The following is a 19014-nucleotide window of genomic DNA, read 5'->3' on the forward strand; positions in this document are numbered from 1 at the left end:
CCACGGCGTAGTATGGTTCGCTTCGAATCGCGTTGTGGAGCCCGTATGTCATTTAAGATTGAACTGATTAAAGATAAAGTCCTCTCCGATAACTACTTTATTCTGCGCAATATTACCTACGATTTAACCCGCAAAAATGGTGAAGTTATCCGGCATAAACGCGAAGTTTATGACCGGGGTAACGGCGCCACCATTCTGCTCTACAATCCGCGCAAAAAGAACGTGGTGCTGGTGCGCCAGTTCCGCGTCGCCACCTGGGTCAACGGCAACGCTGACGGGCGATTAATCGAAACCTGTGCTGGCCTGCTGGATAATGACGAGCCGGAAGTGTGCATCCGCAAAGAGGCGATAGAAGAGACGGGCTATCAGGTCGGCGAGGTGCGCAAAGTGTTCCAGCTCTATATGTCCCCAGGCGGCGTCACGGAAATCGCTCACTTCTTTATTGGCGAATATGATGATAATCAGCGCCGCAGCGCGGGCGGCGGCGTCGATGATGAAGACATTGAAGTGCTGGAAATCCCCTTCACTGAGGCGCTGGCGATGATCACGCGGGGTGAAATCTGCGACGGTAAGACGGTGATCTTGTTACAGTATTTGCAATCTTCCGGTTTAATGGATTGATTTTACTAAAGAAATAATTATGTATTTTATATGAATCAATCCGACAAATCCGATTGAGCGCAGCGGCTATGCCGTTGAAGATACCCCGGTTAACTGATGTTTTTTTCTTCTGGGGTTGTACCGTTCATGCGCTATCGCGTTCTTCTCTTATTGTTTCTGGGGCTGCTCCCAACGTCTCTGACGTGGGCGTCTCCTGTCCAGCAGGTTTTTTCTGACTGGCTGGTCACCTGCAATAATCAGAATTTCTGCGTCACGCGTAACGTCGGCCTGCATCACGGCCTGGTGATGACCCTCAGCCGCAGTGCGGGCGCGCATATGGACGCTGCGCTGCGTATCGAACTGGGCGGTCTGGTCAATCCGGTTGCAGCCGTGCCGCCGATTGCGCCGCGACTGCTGCTGGATGACAAGCCGCTCCAGCGTGGAGAAGAGCACTGGAAGGTTCAGCCAAAGCTTCTCGCCACGGAAGATAGCGCGACGATAGATGCGTTTTTGCAACAGGTGCAGGACGCGCAGGCGATAACCCTACAAAAAGGGGTCCAGGTGATTTCCCTGAAAGGGCTAAAAGCCGCGCTGCTGTTTATCGATTCACAGCAAAAACGGGTTGGCAGTGAAACGGCGTGGGTGCGAAAGGGCGATGAACCGCCGCTGAGCGTTCCCCCGGCGCCACCGCTGAAAACCGTTGCTAAAGTCAACCCGACGCCGACGCCGCTCACCCGCGATGAATATAACGATCTGCTCGATTATGGCACCTGGCGGATGAACAATACCCAGTGCTCGCTGGATCCGCTGCGTCGCGAAGTGTGGGTTACCGCACTTACCGATGATAAAGCGCTGATGATGATCAGTTGTGAATCCGGCGCCTATAACACGATTTACCGTGCCTGGCTGGTGTCGCGTAAAAAGCCCCATGCCTCGCATCCGGTGCGTTTGCGTCTGCCGTTCCTGCCTTCCGGGCAGGACAACCGTGACGTCGAGTTGATGAACCTGACCTTTAATGAAAATACGCGCGAGCTTATCACCCTTGAGAAAGGGCGCGGACTGGGCGACTGCGGCGTGCAAACCCGCTGGCGCTACGATGGGCAGCGTTTTCGTTTAGTGCGCTATGCGGGGCAGCCGGAGTGCGATAACTGGCAGGGGGCCGATGCGTGGCCTACCCAGTGGATCACCGGGTAGGGGGCGGAGAATTGCCGGATGCGGCTGCGCCTTATCCGGCCTACAAAACACCGTTCGTAATAACATTCGCTCGTAGGCCTGATAAGCGAAGCGCATCAGGCACTTGCACCATAACCTAACGCTTCTTCAATACCGCTTTTGCCTTCTCGACAATATTCTCAACCGTAAAGCCAAAGTACGGGAACAGTTTTTCCGCAGGCGCCGATTCGCCATAGCCGGTCATCCCGATAATCGCCCCTTTCAGGCCGACATATTTGTACCAGTAATCGGCAATGCCTGCTTCGACCGCCACGCGGGCGCTGACGCCGGAAGGCAGCACCGACTCACGGTACTCTTCATCCTGTGCATCGAAGGTATCCGTCGAAGGCAGCGAAACCACCCGTACGTTTACCCCATCCGCACGCAGCTTTTCTGCCGCCAGCACGGTGATTTCCACTTCTGAACCGGTGGCTATCAGAATCAGGTCCGGCTTGCCGCCCGCATCCTTCAGCACATAACCGCCGCGCGCGATTTCCTGAACCTGCTCTGGCGTACGCTCCATTTGCGCCAGGTTTTGTCGGGACAAGATCAGCGCCGTTGGGCCATGGTGACGCTCAACCGCCGCTTTCCAGGCGACCGCGGTTTCCACCTGATCGCACGGACGCCAGGTGCTGAAGTTTGGCGTGAGACGCAGGCTGGCAAGCTGCTCTACCGCCTGGTGCGTCGGGCCATCTTCACCAAGGCCGATGGAGTCATGGGTATAAACCATAATCTGCCGCGCCTTCATCAGCGCCGCCATACGCGCGGCATTACGCGCATACTCGACAAACATCAGGAAGGTGGCGGTGTAGGGCACAAATCCACCGTGATGGGCAATCCCGTTGGCAATAGCGGTCATCCCAAACTCACGTACGCCATAGTGAATATAGTTACCCGCGAGATCCTCTTTCAGCGATTTCGAGCCGGACCAAATCGTTAAATTACTGGGCGCGAGATCCGCCGAGCCGCCCAGCAGCTCCGGCAGAATCGGGCCATAGGCATTGAGGGTATTTTGCGAGGCTTTACGGCTGGCGATTTTCGCCGGCTCCGACTGCATTTTCTCGATGTACGCCTGCACGGTACTCGCCCAGTTTTCCGGTAAGCCACCGCTCATGCGACGGATAAACTCCGCCGCCAGTTCCGGGTGCGCCTTTTGATAGGCGGCGAGCTTCCTTTTCCAGCTCTGTTGTTCTTTCTCACCGCGCTCACGGGCATCCCACTTTTTGTAAATCTCTTTTGGAATCTCAAACGGTGGGTGATTCCAGCCAAGCTGTTTACGCGCCAGCGCGACTTCTTCCGCGCCCAGCGCCGCGCCGTGCGCTTCCTCTTTACCGGCTTTATTCGGCGAGCCGAAACCGATAACCGTGCGGCAGATAATCAGCGACGGTTTATCCTTAACGCTCTGCGCCTCTTCAATCGCTTTTTTCACCGCCTGCGGATCGTGTCCGTCGATTTCATGTATCACGTGCCAGTGATAAGCCTCGAAGCGTTTCGCCGTATCGTCGGTGAACCAGCCTTTGGTTTCACCATCAATCGAAATCCCGTTGCTATCGTAAAAACCAATCAGTTTGCCCAGCCCCAGCGTCCCGGCAAGGGAACTCACTTCGTGCGAAATCCCCTCCATCAGGCAGCCATCACCCATAAATACGTAAGTATAGTGATCGACAATCTCATGCCCCGGCTGGTTAAACTGTGCGGCCAGCGTGCGTTCGGCGATAGCCAGACCGACCGCGTTCGCCAGCCCCTGGCCGAGTGGCCCGGTGGTGGTTTCAACGCCTGGCGTATAGCCAATCTCCGGGTGGCCTGGCGTTTTGGAATGCAGCTGGCGGAAATTTTTCAGCTCTTCAATCGGCAGGTCGTAACCGCTCAGGTGCAGCAGGCTATAGAGCAGCATCGAGGCGTGGCCATTAGAGAGAATAAAGCGATCGCGGTCATACCACGTTGGGTCCGTGGGGTTATGTTTCATGAAGTCGTTCCACAGGACTTCAGCAATATCCGCCATGCCCATTGGTGCGCCAGGGTGTCCGGAATTGGCTTTCTGAACGGCATCCATACTCAGGGCACGGATGGCATTAGCGAGATCTCTTCGTGACATTAACGACTCCTTAGCAAAAGTGGCGATCTTGATAAGTTATGAGATGCATAACAAAAAAGCATAGCAGACAGGCATAGCATTGTTTTCGATACTTGGTAACATGTTCCTCATATACCAATAACAATGTGAACCCACCAGCCAGACCGTGGCGCATCACTTTTTAGTTCGATACGTGAAAGGAACCCCAAATGGACGAGCAGTTAAAACAAAGTGCCCTCGATTTCCACGAATTCCCGGTTCCGGGGAAAATTCAGGTCTCTCCGACAAAACCGCTGGCGACGCAGCGCGATCTGGCGCTGGCCTATTCACCGGGTGTAGCCGCGCCGTGTCTGGAAATTGAGAAGGACCCGCTGGCTGCCTACAAATACACCGCCCGTGGCAACCTGGTGGCGGTGGTGTCTAACGGTACAGCGGTGCTTGGCCTCGGTAACATTGGCGCACTGGCCGGTAAACCGGTGATGGAAGGTAAGGGCGTCCTGTTTAAAAAATTCGCCGGTATTGATGTGTTCGATATCGAAGTGGATGAACTCGATCCCGACAAATTTATCGATGTGGTCGCGGCGCTGGAGCCGACTTTCGGCGGCATCAACCTCGAAGATATCAAAGCGCCTGAGTGCTTCTACATCGAGCAGAAACTGCGCGAACGCATGAACATTCCGGTATTCCACGATGACCAGCACGGCACGGCGATTATCAGCACGGCGGCTATCCTCAACGGCCTGCGCGTGGTTGAGAAGAATATCTCTGACGTGCGCATGGTTGTGTCCGGCGCGGGTGCGGCGGCAATTGCTTGTATGAACCTGCTGGTGGCGCTGGGGATGCAGAAACACAATATCGTGGTCTGCGACTCTAAAGGCGTCATCTATAAAAACCGCGAAGCCAATATGGCGGAAACCAAAGCGGCTTACGCGGTGGACGATGACGGTAAGCGCACGCTGGATGACGTGATTGCCGATGCGGACATTTTCCTTGGCTGCTCTGGGCCAAAAGTGCTGACCCAGGAGATGGTGAAGAAAATGGCGCGCGCGCCAATGATCCTCGCGCTGGCAAACCCGGAGCCGGAAATTCTGCCGCCGCTGGCAAAAGAAGTGCGCCCGGATGCGATTATCTGTACCGGTCGTTCGGACTATCCGAACCAGGTCAACAACGTGCTTTGTTTCCCGTTCATCTTCCGTGGTGCGCTGGACGTTGGCGCGACGGCGATCAACGAAGAGATGAAGCTGGCAGCGGTGCACGCGATTGCCGAACTGGCGCACGCGGAACAGAGCGAAGTGGTGGCATCGGCCTATGGCGATCAGGATCTGAGCTTTGGCGCGGAGTACATCATTCCAAAACCGTTCGATCCGCGCCTGATCGTCAAGATCGCCCCGGCTGTCGCCAAAGCCGCGATGGACTCCGGCGTGGCGACGCGTCCGATTGCCGACTTCGACGCCTACGTTGAAAAACTGAGCGAGTTTGTTTACAAAACCAACCTGTTCATGAAGCCGATTTTCTCCCAGGCGCGTAAAGAGCCGAAACGCGTGGTGCTGGCGGAAGGTGAAGACACGCGCGTGCTGCACGCCACGCAGGAGCTGATTACGCTGGGGCTGGCGAAACCGATTCTGATCGGTCGTCCGAGCGTTATCGAAATGCGCGTCCAGAAACTGGGCCTGCAAATCAAACCGGGCGTCGATTTCGAAATCGTCAACAATGAATCTGACCCGCGCTTTAAAGAGTACTGGAATGAGTACTATAACCTGATGAAACGCCGCGGCATCAGCCCGGAACAGGCACAGCGTGCGGTGATCAGCAACACCACGGTGATTGGCGCGATCATGGTGCATCGCGGCGAAGCGGATGTGCTGATCTGCGGTACCATCGGCGACTATCACGAGCATTACGGCGTGATTCAGCCGCTGTTTGGCTATCGCGATGGTGTACACACCGCCGGTGCGATGAACGCCCTGCTGCTGCCAAGCGGCAACACCTTTATTGCCGATACCTACGTCAACAACGATCCGACGCCGGAACAACTGGCGGAAATCGCGTTGATGGCGGCGGAAAGCGTGCGTCGCTTCGGTATCGAACCGCGCGTGGCGCTGCTGTCTCACTCGAACTTTGGTTCGTCTGACTGCCCGTCAGCCAGCAAAATGCGTGAGGCGCTGGCGCTGGTGAAAGAGCGTGCGCCGGAGCTGATGATTGACGGTGAAATGCACGGTGATGCCGCGCTGGTGGAAAGCATCCGCGCTGACCGCATGCCGGACAGCCCGCTGAAAGGCTCGGCAAACATTCTGGTGATGCCGAATATGGAAGCTGCGCGTATCAGTTATAACCTGCTGCGCGTCTCCAGTTCTGAAGGCGTGACCGTCGGCCCGGTATTGATGGGCGTGGCGAAACCGGTGCATATTCTGACGCCGATTGCCTCTGTGCGTCGCATTGTGAATATGGTGGCACTGGCGGTAGTTGAGGCGCAGACGCAGCCGCTGTAAGCGATTTAATTAATATCAGGCGCGGAAATATCTCCGCGCCTTTTTTATTTCCATTCTTAGTGATCTACCTCTCCTTTTAAATCTCCTTGCCGAATTTTGTTATTTACTCTGCCGAAAAATTGCCACGATGAGGCACGTTTTAGCGGAGGCGGCGAGTCATGGATAAAGAACGCATTATTCAGGAATTTGTACCGGGGAAACAGGTCACGCTGGCGCATCTTATTGCGCATCCGGGCGAAGAACTGGCCAAAAAAATTGGCGTTCCCGAGGCGGGTGCCATCGGCATTATGACGCTCACGCCCGGCGAAACCGCCATGATTGCCGGTGACTTAGCGATGAAAGCCGCAGATGTCCACATCGGTTTTCTCGACAGATTTAGCGGCGCACTGGTTATCTACGGCTCCGTTGGCGCGGTGGAAGAGGCCTTATTGCAGACGGTCGCAGGCCTGGGGCGTTTATTAAATTACACGCTGTGTAGCCTGACAAAAAGCTAATACGGAGTGGCGATGAAACGCATTGCTTTCGTGGGCGCTGTCGGTGCAGGGAAAACCACGCTCTTTAACGCGTTGCAGGGAAATTACGCGCTGGCACGTAAAACGCAGGCCGTGGAATTTAACGACAACGGCGATATTGATACGCCGGGTGAATATTTCAGCCATCCACGCTGGTATCACGCGCTAATAACGTCGTTACAGGATGTCGAAACGCTTATTTATATTCACGCCGCAGACGATAAAGAGAGTCGATTACCCGCCGGGTTATTAGATATCGGCGCGCGTAAGCGGCATATCGCAGTGATCAGTAAAACGGATCTGCCCGGAGCGGACGTGGCGTTTACCCGCCAGCTTTTGCAGGCAGCAGGATTTCAGGCGCCAATTTTCGAGCTCAACAGCCACGATCCACACAGCGTGCAGAGCCTGATCGATTATCTGGCCGAGCTTACCGAACAGGAGGAAGGGGCAGGTGAAAAAACTCATTACCGCTAACGATATTCGTGCAGCCCATGCGGATGGCGCAAAAGAACTCGCCGTTGTGCTGCGTGCCAGCATTATCACGCCTGAAGCGCGGGAAGTGGCTGACCAGCTCGGCATTGCCATTCGTGAATGCGACGAGCAAACCGCACCATCTACGATTGAACCACAGAGTGACAGCCAGCGTATTCGCGAAGCCATTATTGCGCAGTTGCCCGCCGGGCAGTTTACCGAAAGTCTGGTCACGCAGCTGATGGATAAGGTGATGAAGGAGAAGCAGTCGCTGGAGCAGAGCGCCATGCAGCCGAGCTTCAAATCCGTGACCGGCAAGGGCGGCGTGAAGGTGATTGACGGGAGTAGCGTCAGGTTTGGCCGCTTCGACGGGGCGGAACCGCACTGCGTGGGCTTAACGGATCTGGTGACGGAGCAAGACGGTAGCAGCATGGCCGCCGGGTTTATGCAGTGGGACAACGCCTTTTTCCCGTGGACGCTGAACTACGATGAAGTTGACATGGTACTGGAGGGCGAGCTGCACGTTCGTCATGCAGGCGAAACCATGATTGCCAAAGCCGGGGATGTGATGTTTATCCCGAAAGGCTCCAGTATTGAGTTCGGCACGCCCTCGACCGTGCGATTCCTTTACGTTGCCTGGCCTGCGAACTGGCAATCGTTATGAAAGATTTCATCACTGAAGCGTGGCTCAGAGCGAATCATACGCTCAGCGAAGGCGCAGAGATCCATCTCCCTGCGGACAGTCGCCTGACGCCATCGGCTCGCGAGCTGCTGGAAAGCCGTCATCTGCGCATCAAATTTCTCGATGAACAGGGAAGCCTGTTTGTTGATGACGAACAGCAGCAACCGCAGCCGGTACACGGTTTAACCAGCAGCGACAGCCACCCGCAGGCGTGCTGCGAGCTGTGCCGTCAGCCGGTAGAGAAAAAACCGGATACGCTCACGCACCTGACCGCCGACAAAATGGTTGCCAAGAGCGACCCGCGCCTCGCGTTTCGTGCGGCGCTCGACAGCACCATCGCCCTGGCGGTATGGCTACAGGTTGAACTGGCGGAAGCCTGGCAACCGTGGCTTGCGGATATTCGTTCGCGTCTGGGCAACATTATGCGTGCGGATGCGCTGGATGAGCCGCTGGCGATGCAGAGTATCGTCGGGCTTAACGAAGAGGAACTGCACCGTCTTTCGCACCAGCCGCTACGTTATCTTGACCACGATCATCTGGTGCCGGAAGCCAGCCATGGCCGCGATGCCGCGCTGCTTAATTTACTGCGCACCAAAGTGCGTGAAACCGAAACGCTCGCCGCGCAGGTGTTTATCACCCGTGGTTTTGACGTGTTGCGCCCGGATATTTTGCAGGCGCTGAACCGGCTCTCCAGCGCGGTTTACGTGATGATGATCTTGAGCGTGGCAAAGCACCCGCTAACCGTAAATCAAATTCAGCAACGGCTGGGAGGCGCGCAATGATTATTGAACGCGCTCGCCAGTCGGCCTTACGCGCGCCTGCCCGCGTGGTGTTCCCGGATGCGCTGGATATCCGCGTGCTGAAAGCCGCGAACTCTCTGCATCAGCAGAAGCTGGCATACCCCATTCTGGTCGCCAGTCCGTTTGAACTGCGGCAATTTGCCCTCAGCCACCGTGTCCCGATGGACGGTATTCAGGTTATCGACCCGAACGGCAATTTGCCGATGCGTGAAGCGTTTGCCGAGCGTTGGCTGGCGCGCGCAGGCGAGAAAACCCCGCCGGATGCCGTGGAAAAATTATGCGAGCCGCTGATGTTCGCGGCCGCGATGGTGAGTGCGGGTAGTGCGGATGTGTGCATTGCCGGCAACCTCTCTTCGACCGCGAATGTACTGCGGGCCGGGCTTCGTATTATCGGCTTACAGCCGGGCTGCAAAACGCTCTCTTCGCTTTTTCTGATGCTGCCGCAGTACCGCGGGCCAGCCTTAGGATTCGCCGATTGCAGCGTTGTGCCGCAGCCGACGGCGGCGCAGCTGGCGGATATCGCGCTTGCCAGCGCCGAAACCTGGCGGGCGATATCCGGTGAAGAACCCCGCGTGGCGATGCTCTCTTTTTCAACGAACGGCAGCGCGCGTCATCCCTGCGTGGCTAACATACAGCAGGCGACGGCGATTGTCCGCGAACGTGCGCCGCAGTTGGCGGTGGATGGTGAATTACAGTTTGACGCCGCCTTCGTCCCGGATGTTGCCGCGCAAAAAGCGCCTGCCAGCCCGTTGCAGGGAAAGGCCAACGTGATGGTTTTTCCATCGCTGGAAGCGGGCAATATTGGCTACAAAATCGCCCAGCGGTTGGGGGGCTATCGCGCTGTAGGGCCGCTGATTCAGGGGCTTGCCGCGCCGCTTCATGACCTATCCCGAGGCTGTAGCGTACAGGAAATTATTGAACTGGCGTTGGTGGCAGCCGTGCCGCGCCAGACTGACGTGAGCTGCGAGAGTCGCTCACAAACGCTGGTTGAATGAACGGTCCCGTTCTGGACCCCTTAAATGAGAGGAAAACACAATGGAAGCATTAGGAATGATTGAAACCCGGGGCCTGGTTGCACTGATTGAGGCTTCTGACGCCATGGTTAAAGCGGCACGCGTGAAACTGGTCGGCGTGAAGCAGATTGGCGGCGGCCTGTGTACTGCGATGGTTCGTGGTGATGTTGCAGCCTGCAAAGCCGCAACGGATGCCGGCGCGGCGGCCGCGCAGCGTATTGGTGAGCTGGTGTCTGTGCACGTAATCCCGCGTCCGCACGGCGATCTGGAAGAAGTGTTCCCGATCAGCTTCAAAGGCGACAGCAACAATATTTAATGGCTCGGTGCGGGATGGCGCATTCATCGCAGGCCGAAAAAGCGAAGCGCCATCCGGCAAATCTCACCCACGGAGGCGGGTATGAAACTGGCAGTCGTCACAGGACAAATCGTTTGTACCGTACGCCATCAGGGACTGGCACATGACAAATTGCTGATGGTGGAAATGATCGATGCCCAGGGAAATCCCGACGGACAGTGCGCTGTCGCCATCGACAATATCGGTGCGGGAACCGGTGAGTGGGTGCTGCTGGTCAGCGGCAGCTCTGCCCGTCAGGCGCATCACAGCGAATTGTCGCCGGTGGATCTGTGCGTTATCGGCATTGTCGATGAAGTGGTGGCTGGCGGTAAGGTGACTTTCCATAAATAGGGCAGAAATCATGAATCAACAGGATATTGAACAGGTGGTAAAAGCCGTGCTGCTGAAAATGAAAGACAGCAGTCAGCCTGTTGCCGACGTTCATGAAATGGGCGTCTTTGCCTCCCTGGATGACGCCGTTGCGGCGGCAAAAATCGCCCAACAGGGGCTGAAGAGCGTGGCAATGCGCCAGCTGGCGATTCACGCCATCCGCGAGGCGGGTGAAAAACACGCCAGAGAATTAGCGGAGCTTGCCGTCAACGAGACGGGCATGGGCCGCATCGACGATAAATTTGCCAAAAATGTGGCGCAGGCGCGCGGCACGCCGGGCGTGGAGTGTTTATCTCCACAGGTGCTGACGGGTGATAACGGCCTGACGCTGATAGAAAACGCGCCGTGGGGCGTGGTGGCATCGGTGACGCCGTCCACCAACCCGGCGGCCACGGTGATTAATAACGCGATAAGCCTGATTGCCGCGGGCAACAGCGTCGTATTTGCCCCACATCCGGCGGCGAAAGGCGTTTCGCAACGCGCTATTGCGCTGCTTAATCAGGCGGTTGTTGCTGCGGGCGGCCCGGAAAACCTGCTGGTGACCGTCGCCAATCCGGATATCGAAACCGCACAGCGATTGTTCAAATATCCCGGCATCGGCCTGCTGGTGGTGACGGGCGGTGAAGCGGTCGTTGAGGCGGCGCGAAAACATACCAATAAACGCCTGATTGCCGCCGGGGCGGGAAATCCGCCGGTGGTGGTGGATGAGACGGCTGATCTTGCGCGTGCTGCGCAGTCCATCGTCAAAGGCGCGTCTTTCGATAACAACATCATCTGCGCTGATGAAAAAGTGCTGATTGTGGTCGATAGCGTGGCGGACGAACTGATGCGCCTGATGGAAGGTGAGCACGCGGTCAGGCTGACGACCGCGCAGGCTGAGCAACTCCAGCCGGTACTGCTGAACAAAATCGACGAACGCGGAAAAGGCTCTGTCAGCCGTGACTGGGTCGGGCGCGATGCAGCAAAAATCGCAGCGGCGATTGGCCTGAAGGTGCCGGAACAGACGCGGTTGCTGTTTGTGGAAACGTCGGCTGCGCATCCGTTTGCCGTGACCGAACTGATGATGCCGGTGCTGCCTGTCGTGCGCGTCGCCAACGTGGCGGAAGCCATTGCGCTGGCGGTGGTCCTTGAAGGCGGCTGTCATCACACGGCCGCGATGCACTCGCGCAATATCGACAACATGAACCAGATGGCGAACGCCATTGATACCAGTATTTTCGTCAAAAACGGGCCCTGTATTGCCGGGCTCGGATTAGGCGGGGAAGGCTGGACCACCATGACCATCACCACGCCTACCGGTGAAGGCGTGACCAGCGCGCGGACCTTCGTGCGCCTGCGCCGCTGCGTGCTGGTAGACGCATTCCGCATCGTATAAGGAAAACGAGATGGCCTTCGACGAACTGTGGCTCACTCCGCGCCTGCAACACGCCGCTCGCTTGTGCCAGCAAACCCCGGCTGTCAGCGACTCACCGCTGTGGCTGGGCGTGGATCTGGGCACCTGCGATGTGGTGTCGATGGTGGTCGACCGAGAGGGTCAGCCGGTCGCCGTTTGTCTCGATTGGGCTGACGTTGTGCGCGACGGCATCGTCTGGGATTTCTTCGGCGCGGTGACGATTGTTCGTCGCCATCTCGAGTCGCTTGAGCAGCAGCTTGGCTGTCGCTTCACCCATGCGGCGACCTCTTTTCCGCCGGGCACCGACGCGCGTATTTCTATCAACGTGCTGGAGTCTGCGGGCCTGGAGGTGAGCCACGTACTGGACGAACCGACCGCGGTGGCAGACCTGCTTCGGCTGGATAACGCCGGTGTGGTGGATATTGGCGGCGGGACTACCGGAATCGCCATCGTCAAACAGGGCAAGGTTGTCTATTCAGCCGATGAAGCTACCGGCGGACACCACATCTCCCTGACGCTCGCGGGCAACCGCCGCGTTCCGCTGGAAGAGGCGGAGCAGTACAAGCGCAGCAATGCGCAGGAGATTTGGCCGGTAGTGAAGCCGGTGTACGAAAAGATGGCGGAGATTGTCGCCCGACATATCGAAGGGCAGGGGATAACCGATTTATGGCTGGCAGGCGGCTCGTGTATGCAACCCGGCGTGGCTGATTTGTTTCGCAAGCGCTTCCCGGAATTACGGGTGCATCTCCCGCAGCACAGCCTGTTTATGACCCCGCTGGCGATTGCCAGCAGCGGGCGCGAGAAAGCGGAGGGGATCTATGCAAAGTGAATTGCAGACGGCGCTCTTTCAGGCATTCGATACCCTGAATCTGCAACGCATGAAAACGTTCAGCGTCCCGCCAGTGACGCTCTGCGGCCTTGGGGCGGTGAGCAGCTGTGGGCAAGAAGCGCAGACACGCGGGCTGAAGCATCTGTTCGTGATGGTCGATAGCTTTTTGCATCAGGCGGGAATGACCGCCGCGCTGACGCGTAGCCTGGCCGTTAAAGGGATAGCCACCACAATTTGGCCGTGCCCGGTGGGCGAGCCCTGTATTACGGATGTTTGCGCGGCAGTTGCGCAGTTACGTGAATCTGGCGGCGACGGTGTTATTGCCTTCGGCGGCGGTTCGGTGCTGGATGCGGCGAAAGCCGTTGCGCTGCTGGTGACTAACCCGGATAGCACGCTGGCAGAGGTATCGGAAACTCGCGTTTTGAAACCGCGCCTGCCGTTGATGGCCATTCCAACCACGGCAGGTACCGGCTCCGAAACCACTAACGTAACCGTGATTATCGACGCCGCGACCGGGCGCAAGCAGGTGCTGGCGCATGCTTCCCTGATGCCGGATGTGGCGATTCTGGATGCCGCGCTGACAGAGGGCATTCCGTCGCATATCACCGCAATGACCGGTATCGATGCCTTGACCCATGCGATTGAAGCCTATAGCGCGCTGAATGCCTCGCCGTTTACCGACAGCCTGGCGATTGGCGCAATGGCGATGATCGCGCAATCGCTGCCTAAAGCGGTGGGCTACGGGCATGACCTGGCGGCACGCGAGAGCATGCTGCTGGCTTCATGTATGGCGGGAATGGCGTTTTCCAGCGCCGGGCTGGGGTTATGCCATGCGATGGCGCATCAGCCAGGGGCGACGCTGCACATTCCTCATGGTTTGGCGAATGCCATGCTGCTGCCCACGGTGATGGAATTCAACCGAATGGTGTGCCGCGAACGGTTTAGCCAGATTGGCCGGGCGCTGAGAAATAAAAAATCGGACGATCGCGACGCCATTAACGCGGTAAGCGAGCTGATTGCGGAAGTAGGGATCGACAAACGGCTGGGCGATGTTGGCGCGACACCTGCGCATTACAACGCCTGGGCGCAGGGCGCGCTGGACGATATTTGTCTGCGCAGCAACCCGCGCACCGTGAGCCAGGAACAGATTGTCGGCCTGTACGCGGCAGCGCACTAAAGCATACCAGGACGTAGGCCGGATAAGGTGCTTGCACCGCCATCCGGCGTATTAGCCGCAGCATTGCCTGATGGCGCTGCGCTTATCAGGCCTACGAAACCACCTGAAAATGGAGATGACTTTATGGGAATTAACGAAATCATCATGTACATCATGATGTTCTTTATGCTGATTGCCGCCGTGGACAGGATCCTGTCGCAGTTTGGCGGTTCTGCACGTTTCCTCGGTAAATTTGGCAAGAGTATTGAAGGTTCCGGCGGCCAGTTCGAAGAGGGCTTTATGGCGATGGGCGCGCTGGGTCTGGCGATGGTCGGTATGACCGCGCTGGCACCGGTGCTGGCGCACGTGCTGGGCCCGGTCATTATCCCGCTGTATGAAATGCTTGGCGCTAACCCGTCAATGTTCGCCGGAACGCTGCTGGCGTGCGATATGGGCGGCTTCTTCCTCGCTAAAGAGCTGGCGGGCGGCGATGTGGCGGCGTGGCTATACTCAGGTTTGATTCTGGGCTCGATGATGGGGCCGACGATTGTGTTCTCCATTCCCGTGGCGCTCGGCATTATCGAACCTTCCGACCGTCGTTACCTGGCGCTTGGCGTGCTGGCCGGGATCGTCACCATCCCCATCGGCTGTATCGCGGGTGGCTTAATCGCCATGTATTCCGGCGTGCAGATCAACGGTCAGCCGGTGGAATTCACCTTCGCGTTGATCCTGATGAACATGATCCCGGTATTAATTGTCGCGGTGCTGGTGGCGTTGGGGCTGAAGTTCATCCCGGAAAAAATGATCAACGGCTTCCAGATCTTCGCCAAATTCCTCGTCGCGCTGATAACGATTGGCCTTGCCGCGGCGGTGGTGAAATTCCTGCTTGGCTGGGAACTTATTCCAGGCCTTGATCCTATCTTTATGGCGCCTGGCGATAAACCTGGCGAAGTGATGCGCGCCATCGAAGTTATTGGTTCTATCTCCTGCGTTCTGCTGGGAGCGTATCCGATGGTGCTGCTGCTCACCCGCTGGTTTGAAAAACCGTTGATGAGCGTCGGTAAGCTTCTGAATGTGAATAACATTGCGGCAGCGGGCATGGTGGCAACGCTTGCCAACAATATTCCGATGTTCGGCATGATGAAGCAGATGGATACCCGCGGCAAAGTGATCAACTGCGCCTTCGCCGTCTCTGCGGCGTTCGCTCTGGGCGATCACTTAGGTTTTGCGGCGGCCAACATGAACGCGATGATCTTCCCGATGATTGTCGGCAAGCTGATTGGCGGCGTCACGGCGATTGGCGTGGCAATGATGCTGGTGCCGAAAGATGACGCAGCACAGGTGAAAACCGAAGCGGAGGCACAATCGTGAACACTCGCCAGCTACTGAGCGTCGGTATCGATATCGGCACCACCACCACCCAGGTGATTTTCTCTCGCCTGGAACTGGTTAACCGTGCGGCAGTGTCGCAGGTGCCGCGTTACGAATTCATCAAACGCGAAATTAGCTGGCAAAGCCCGGTGTTCTTTACCCCTGTCGATAAACAGGGCGGATTAAAAGAAGCGGAGCTGAAAACTTTAATCCTTGAGCAATATCAGGCTGCGGGCATTGCGCCGGAAAGCGTTGATTCCGGGGCCATTATCATCACCGGCGAGAGTGCGAAAACTCGCAATGCGCGCCCGGCTGTTATGACGCTTTCCCAGTCGCTGGGCGATTTTGTGGTGGCCAGCGCCGGGCCGCATCTGGAATCGGTGATTGCCGGGCACGGCGCCGGAGCGCAAACCCTGTCGGAACAACGGATGTGCCGGGTGTTGAATATTGATATCGGCGGCGGCACGTCAAACTACGCGCTCTTTGAAGCAGGGAAGGTGAGCGGTACTGCCTGCCTGAACGTCGGCGGACGTCTGCTGGAAACGGATAGCCAGGGCCGGGTGGTTTACGCCCACAAGCCGGGGCAGATGATTGTCGATGACCTTTTTGGTAAGGGAACCGACGCCTGCGCGCTCACTGGCGCACAGCTTGGGCAGGTTACCCGGCGGATGGCGGAGCTTATCGTGGAAGTGGTGAGCGGCACGCTCTCTGCGCTTGCGCAGCAGTTGATGCAAACCGGCCTTCTGCCCGCCGATGTGAAACCGGACGTTATCACCCTTTCTGGCGGCGTGGGCGAGTGTTACCGCCATCAGCCTGCCGACCCGTTTTGTTTTTCCGATATTGGCCCGCTGCTGGCGACGGCGCTGCATGAACATCCGCGCCTGCGTGAGATGAACGTGCAGTTTCCGGCGCAAACCGTGCGCGCCACGGTGATTGGCGCGGGCGCGCATACGCTATCGCTTTCTGGCAGCACAATTTGGCTGGATGGCGTTGATTTGCCGATACGCAATCTGCCGGTGGCCATCCCACAGACTGAGTCGAACCTGGTTGATGCCTGGCAGCAGGCATTGGCGCAGCTCGATCTTTGTCCCCAAACAGACGCATACGTGCTGGCGCTGCCCGCCGGGCTTCCCGTGCGTTATGCCGCATTACTGACGGTCATCGACGCGTTGACCCAATTCGTCGCGCGTTTTCCGAATCCACATCCCCTGCTGGTGGTGGCCGAGCAGGACTTTGGTAAGGCTCTGGGCATGTTGTTACGCCCGCAATTACAGCAACTCCCGCTGGCGGTGATTGACGAAGTTTCCGTCCGCGCGGGGGACTATATCGACATTGGTACGCCTCTTTTTGGCGGATCGGTTGTGCCGGTGACGGTGAAATCACTCGCATTTCCTTCCTGAGGGAACGACTTATGAAACTAAAGACCACATTGTTCGGCAATGTTTATCAATTCAAGGATGTAAAAGAGGTGCTGGCGAAGGCCAACGAACTGCGTTCGGGGGATGTGCTGGCGGGGGTTGCGGCGGCAAGCTCGCAGGAGCGGGTGGCGGCAAAGCAGGTGTTGTCGGAAATGACCGTGGCGGATATCCGCAATAACCCGGTGATTGCCTATGAAGAAGACTGCGTCACGCGGCTGATTCAGGACGACGTCAATGAAACGGCCTACAACCAGATTAAAAACTGGAGCATCAGCGAGCTGCGCGAACATGTGCTCAGTGATGAAACCAGCGTGGATGACATTGCCTTCACCCGCAAAGGGCTGACCTCGGAAGTGGTTGCGGCGGTAGCGAAGATTTGCTCAAACGCGGACCTGATCTACGGCGCAAAGAAAATGCCGATTATCAAAAAGGCCAATACTACCATCGGTATTCCAGGCACTTTTAGCGCGCGTTTGCAGCCTAACGATACTCGTGACGACGTGCAGAGTATCGCCGCGCAAATCTACGAAGGGCTTTCCTTCGGGGTAGGCGATGCGGTGATCGGCGTCAACCCGGTGACGGACGACGTGGAAAACTTAAGCCGCGTGCTGGACACCATCTACGGCGTAATCGACAAATTCAATATTCCAACCCAGGGCTGCGTGCTGGCGCACGTCACCACCCAGATTGAAGCGATTCGTCGCGGCGCGCCTGGCGGGCTGATCTTCCAGAGTATTTGCGGCAGCGAGAAAGGGCTGAAAGAGTTTGGCGTAGAGCTGGCGATGCTCGATGAAGCACGCGCAGTGGGCGCGGAGTTCAACCGTATCGCCGGGGAAAACTGCCTCTACTTCGAAACCGGGCAAGGTTCGGCGTTGTCCGCTGGCGCTAACTTCGGCGCTGACCAGGTGACGATGGAAGCGCGTAACTACGGGCTGGCGCGCCATTACGATCCGTTTATCGTCAACACCGTGGTCGGTTTTATTGGGCCGGAGTATCTCTACAACGACCGGCAGATTATCCGTGCGGGCTTAGAAGATCACTTTATGGGCAAGCTGAGCGGCATCTCTATGGGCTGTGACTGCTGCTACACCAACCACGCTGACGCTGACCAGAACCTCAACGAAAACCTGATGATCCTGCTCGCCACCGCAGGCTGCAACTACATCATGGGGATGCCACTGGGCGATGACATCATGCTCAACTACCAGACCACCGCCTTCCATGACACCGCCACCGTACGCCAGTTGCTGAATTTGCGTCCGTCGCCGGAGTTTGAACGCTGGCTGGAGAGCATGGGCATTATGGCAAACGGTCGCCTGACCAAACGGGCGGGCGATCCGTCACTGTTCTTCTGATGACGCGGAGATAACACATCATGGATCAAAAACAGATTGAAGAAATTGTACGCAGCGTGATGGTGTCAATGGGGCAGGTGGATGCCGCACCAGCGGAAGTGAAGTGCAGCACCATGACCTGCGCGACGCCTGCGTCCACGGAAAGCTGCTCGCTCGATTTAGGCTCGCCGGAAGCGAAAGCATGGATTGGCGTTGAAAACCCGCATCGCGCGGACGTCCTGACGGAACTGCGTCGCAGCACGGCGGCGCGCGTTTGTACCGGTCGCGCTGGCCCGCGCCCGCGTACACAGGCGCTTCTGCGTTTCCTGGCCGACCACTCGCGCTCTAAAGATACGGTGCTGAAAGAGGTGCCGGAAGAGTGGGTGAAAGCGCAGGGGCTGTTGGAAGTACGTTCTGAAATTAGCGACAAAAACCTGTATCTGACGCGCCCGGATCTGGGCCGCCGTCTGTGTGCGGAAGCCGTTGAAGCGTTGAAAGCCCAGTGCGCCGCGAACCCTGATGTGCAGGTGGTGGTCTCTGATGGCCTTTCTACCGATGCCATCACCGCCAACTATGAAGAGATCCTGCCACCGCTGCTGGCTGGCCTGAAACAGGCTGGGCTGAAAGTCGGCACGCCGTTCTTCGTGCGCTACGGGCGCGTAAAAATTGAGGATCAGATTGGCGAAATTCTTGGCGCGAAAGTGGTGATTTTGCTGGTGGGAGAGCGTCCGGGGCTGGGGCAGTCAGAAAGTCTCTCCTGCTATGCCGTTTACTCACCGCGCGTGGCGACCACCGTGGAAGCCGACAGAACCTGTATTTCCAACATTCATCAGGGCGGTACCCCACCGGTCGAAGCGGCGGCGGTAATTGTGGATTTGGCGAAACGTATGCTGGAGCAGAAAGCATCCGGCATCAATATGACCCGTTAAGGAGGCA

The 19014-nt window shown here is 57.4% G+C and carries 18 protein-coding genes; 17 read left to right on the forward strand and 1 reads right to left on the reverse strand.

Annotated features, from left to right (window positions below; genetic code table 11):
* Positions 1–45 precede the first annotated feature (45 nt).
* Entirely contained in the window at positions 46–621 is a 576-nt protein-coding gene (nudK, locus tag ACWWFX_RS00210) for a GDP-mannose pyrophosphatase NudK (RefSeq protein WP_276219468.1), read from the forward strand.
* 126 nt (positions 622–747) lie between these two features.
* The gene (locus tag ACWWFX_RS00215) at positions 748–1794 is read left to right on the forward strand and encodes a DUF1176 domain-containing protein (protein ID WP_456147608.1); all 1047 of its coding nucleotides are present in this window, start codon (positions 748–750) and stop codon (positions 1792–1794) included.
* Positions 1795–1909: 115 nt separating this feature from the next.
* On the opposite strand, the gene tkt is transcribed toward ACWWFX_RS00215, so the two are convergent.
* The gene (gene tkt / locus ACWWFX_RS00220) at positions 1910–3907 is read right to left on the reverse strand and encodes a transketolase (RefSeq protein WP_473222925.1); all 1998 of its coding nucleotides are present in this window, start codon (positions 3905–3907) and stop codon (positions 1910–1912) included.
* Positions 3908–4095: 188 nt separating this feature from the next.
* Between tkt and maeB the strand changes: the two genes are divergently transcribed.
* The 15 genes from maeB to eutC all read left to right on the forward strand — a co-directional run bounded on the left by maeB (position 4096) and on the right by eutC (position 19007).
* Complete coding sequence (maeB, locus tag ACWWFX_RS00225) at positions 4096–6375, forward strand: NADP-dependent oxaloacetate-decarboxylating malate dehydrogenase (protein ID WP_473222926.1); 2280 nt, start codon at positions 4096–4098, stop codon at positions 6373–6375.
* Between the two features lie 158 nt (positions 6376–6533).
* Positions 6534–6869 (forward strand): ethanolamine utilization microcompartment protein EutS, encoded by a 336-nt coding sequence (eutS, locus tag ACWWFX_RS00230; protein ID WP_015963481.1) that lies wholly within the window; start codon positions 6534–6536, stop codon positions 6867–6869.
* Positions 6870–6881: 12 nt separating this feature from the next.
* Complete coding sequence (eutP, locus tag ACWWFX_RS00235) at positions 6882–7361, forward strand: ethanolamine utilization acetate kinase EutP (protein WP_015963482.1); 480 nt, start codon at positions 6882–6884, stop codon at positions 7359–7361.
* On the forward strand, positions 7339–8022 hold the full coding sequence (gene eutQ / locus ACWWFX_RS00240) for an ethanolamine utilization acetate kinase EutQ (RefSeq protein WP_473222927.1): 684 nt from the start codon (positions 7339–7341) through the stop codon (positions 8020–8022). Before eutP ends, eutQ begins: the two co-directional genes overlap by 23 nt.
* The gene (gene eutT / locus ACWWFX_RS00245; protein WP_473222928.1) at positions 8019–8822 is read left to right on the forward strand and encodes an ethanolamine utilization cob(I)yrinic acid a,c-diamide adenosyltransferase EutT; all 804 of its coding nucleotides are present in this window, start codon (positions 8019–8021) and stop codon (positions 8820–8822) included. The genes eutQ and eutT overlap by 4 nt, the downstream gene beginning before the upstream one ends.
* A complete protein-coding gene (gene pta, locus ACWWFX_RS00250) occupies positions 8819–9835 on the forward strand; it encodes a phosphate acetyltransferase (RefSeq protein WP_473222929.1) in 1017 nt (338 codons plus the stop codon). The genes eutT and pta overlap by 4 nt, the downstream gene beginning before the upstream one ends.
* A 40-nt stretch (positions 9836–9875) precedes the next feature.
* On the forward strand, positions 9876–10169 hold the full coding sequence (gene eutM, locus ACWWFX_RS00255) for an ethanolamine utilization microcompartment protein EutM (RefSeq protein ID WP_015963486.1): 294 nt from the start codon (positions 9876–9878) through the stop codon (positions 10167–10169).
* Positions 10170–10250: 81 nt separating this feature from the next.
* On the forward strand, positions 10251–10538 hold the full coding sequence (gene eutN / locus ACWWFX_RS00260) for an ethanolamine utilization microcompartment protein EutN (protein WP_015963487.1): 288 nt from the start codon (positions 10251–10253) through the stop codon (positions 10536–10538).
* 10 nt (positions 10539–10548) lie between these two features.
* Positions 10549–11952 (forward strand): aldehyde dehydrogenase family protein, encoded by a 1404-nt coding sequence (locus tag ACWWFX_RS00265; protein ID WP_327621898.1) that lies wholly within the window; start codon positions 10549–10551, stop codon positions 11950–11952.
* 10 nt (positions 11953–11962) lie between these two features.
* Positions 11963–12799, forward strand: coding sequence for an ethanolamine utilization protein EutJ (eutJ, locus tag ACWWFX_RS00270; RefSeq protein ID WP_473222930.1), 837 nt, complete (start codon positions 11963–11965; stop codon positions 12797–12799).
* Entirely contained in the window at positions 12789–13976 is a 1188-nt protein-coding gene (eutG, locus tag ACWWFX_RS00275) for an ethanolamine utilization ethanol dehydrogenase EutG (protein ID WP_473222931.1), read from the forward strand. The genes eutJ and eutG overlap by 11 nt, the downstream gene beginning before the upstream one ends.
* Positions 13977–14099: 123 nt before the next feature.
* Positions 14100–15326, forward strand: coding sequence for an ethanolamine utilization protein EutH (eutH, locus tag ACWWFX_RS00280; RefSeq protein ID WP_015963491.1), 1227 nt, complete (start codon positions 14100–14102; stop codon positions 15324–15326).
* Entirely contained in the window at positions 15323–16726 is a 1404-nt protein-coding gene (gene eutA, locus ACWWFX_RS00285; protein ID WP_473222932.1) for an ethanolamine ammonia-lyase reactivating factor EutA, read from the forward strand. Before eutH ends, eutA begins: the two co-directional genes overlap by 4 nt.
* Before the next feature lie 11 nt (positions 16727–16737).
* The gene (eutB, locus tag ACWWFX_RS00290; RefSeq protein ID WP_276219493.1) at positions 16738–18099 is read left to right on the forward strand and encodes an ethanolamine ammonia-lyase subunit alpha; all 1362 of its coding nucleotides are present in this window, start codon (positions 16738–16740) and stop codon (positions 18097–18099) included.
* Between the two features lie 20 nt (positions 18100–18119).
* Positions 18120–19007, forward strand: a complete 888-nt coding sequence (eutC, locus tag ACWWFX_RS00295) for an ethanolamine ammonia-lyase subunit EutC (protein WP_473222933.1) — start codon at positions 18120–18122, stop codon at positions 19005–19007.
* Positions 19008–19014: the final 7 nt, after the last annotated feature.

The organism is Pseudocitrobacter sp. 2023LY-00077 (assembly GCF_055796175.1).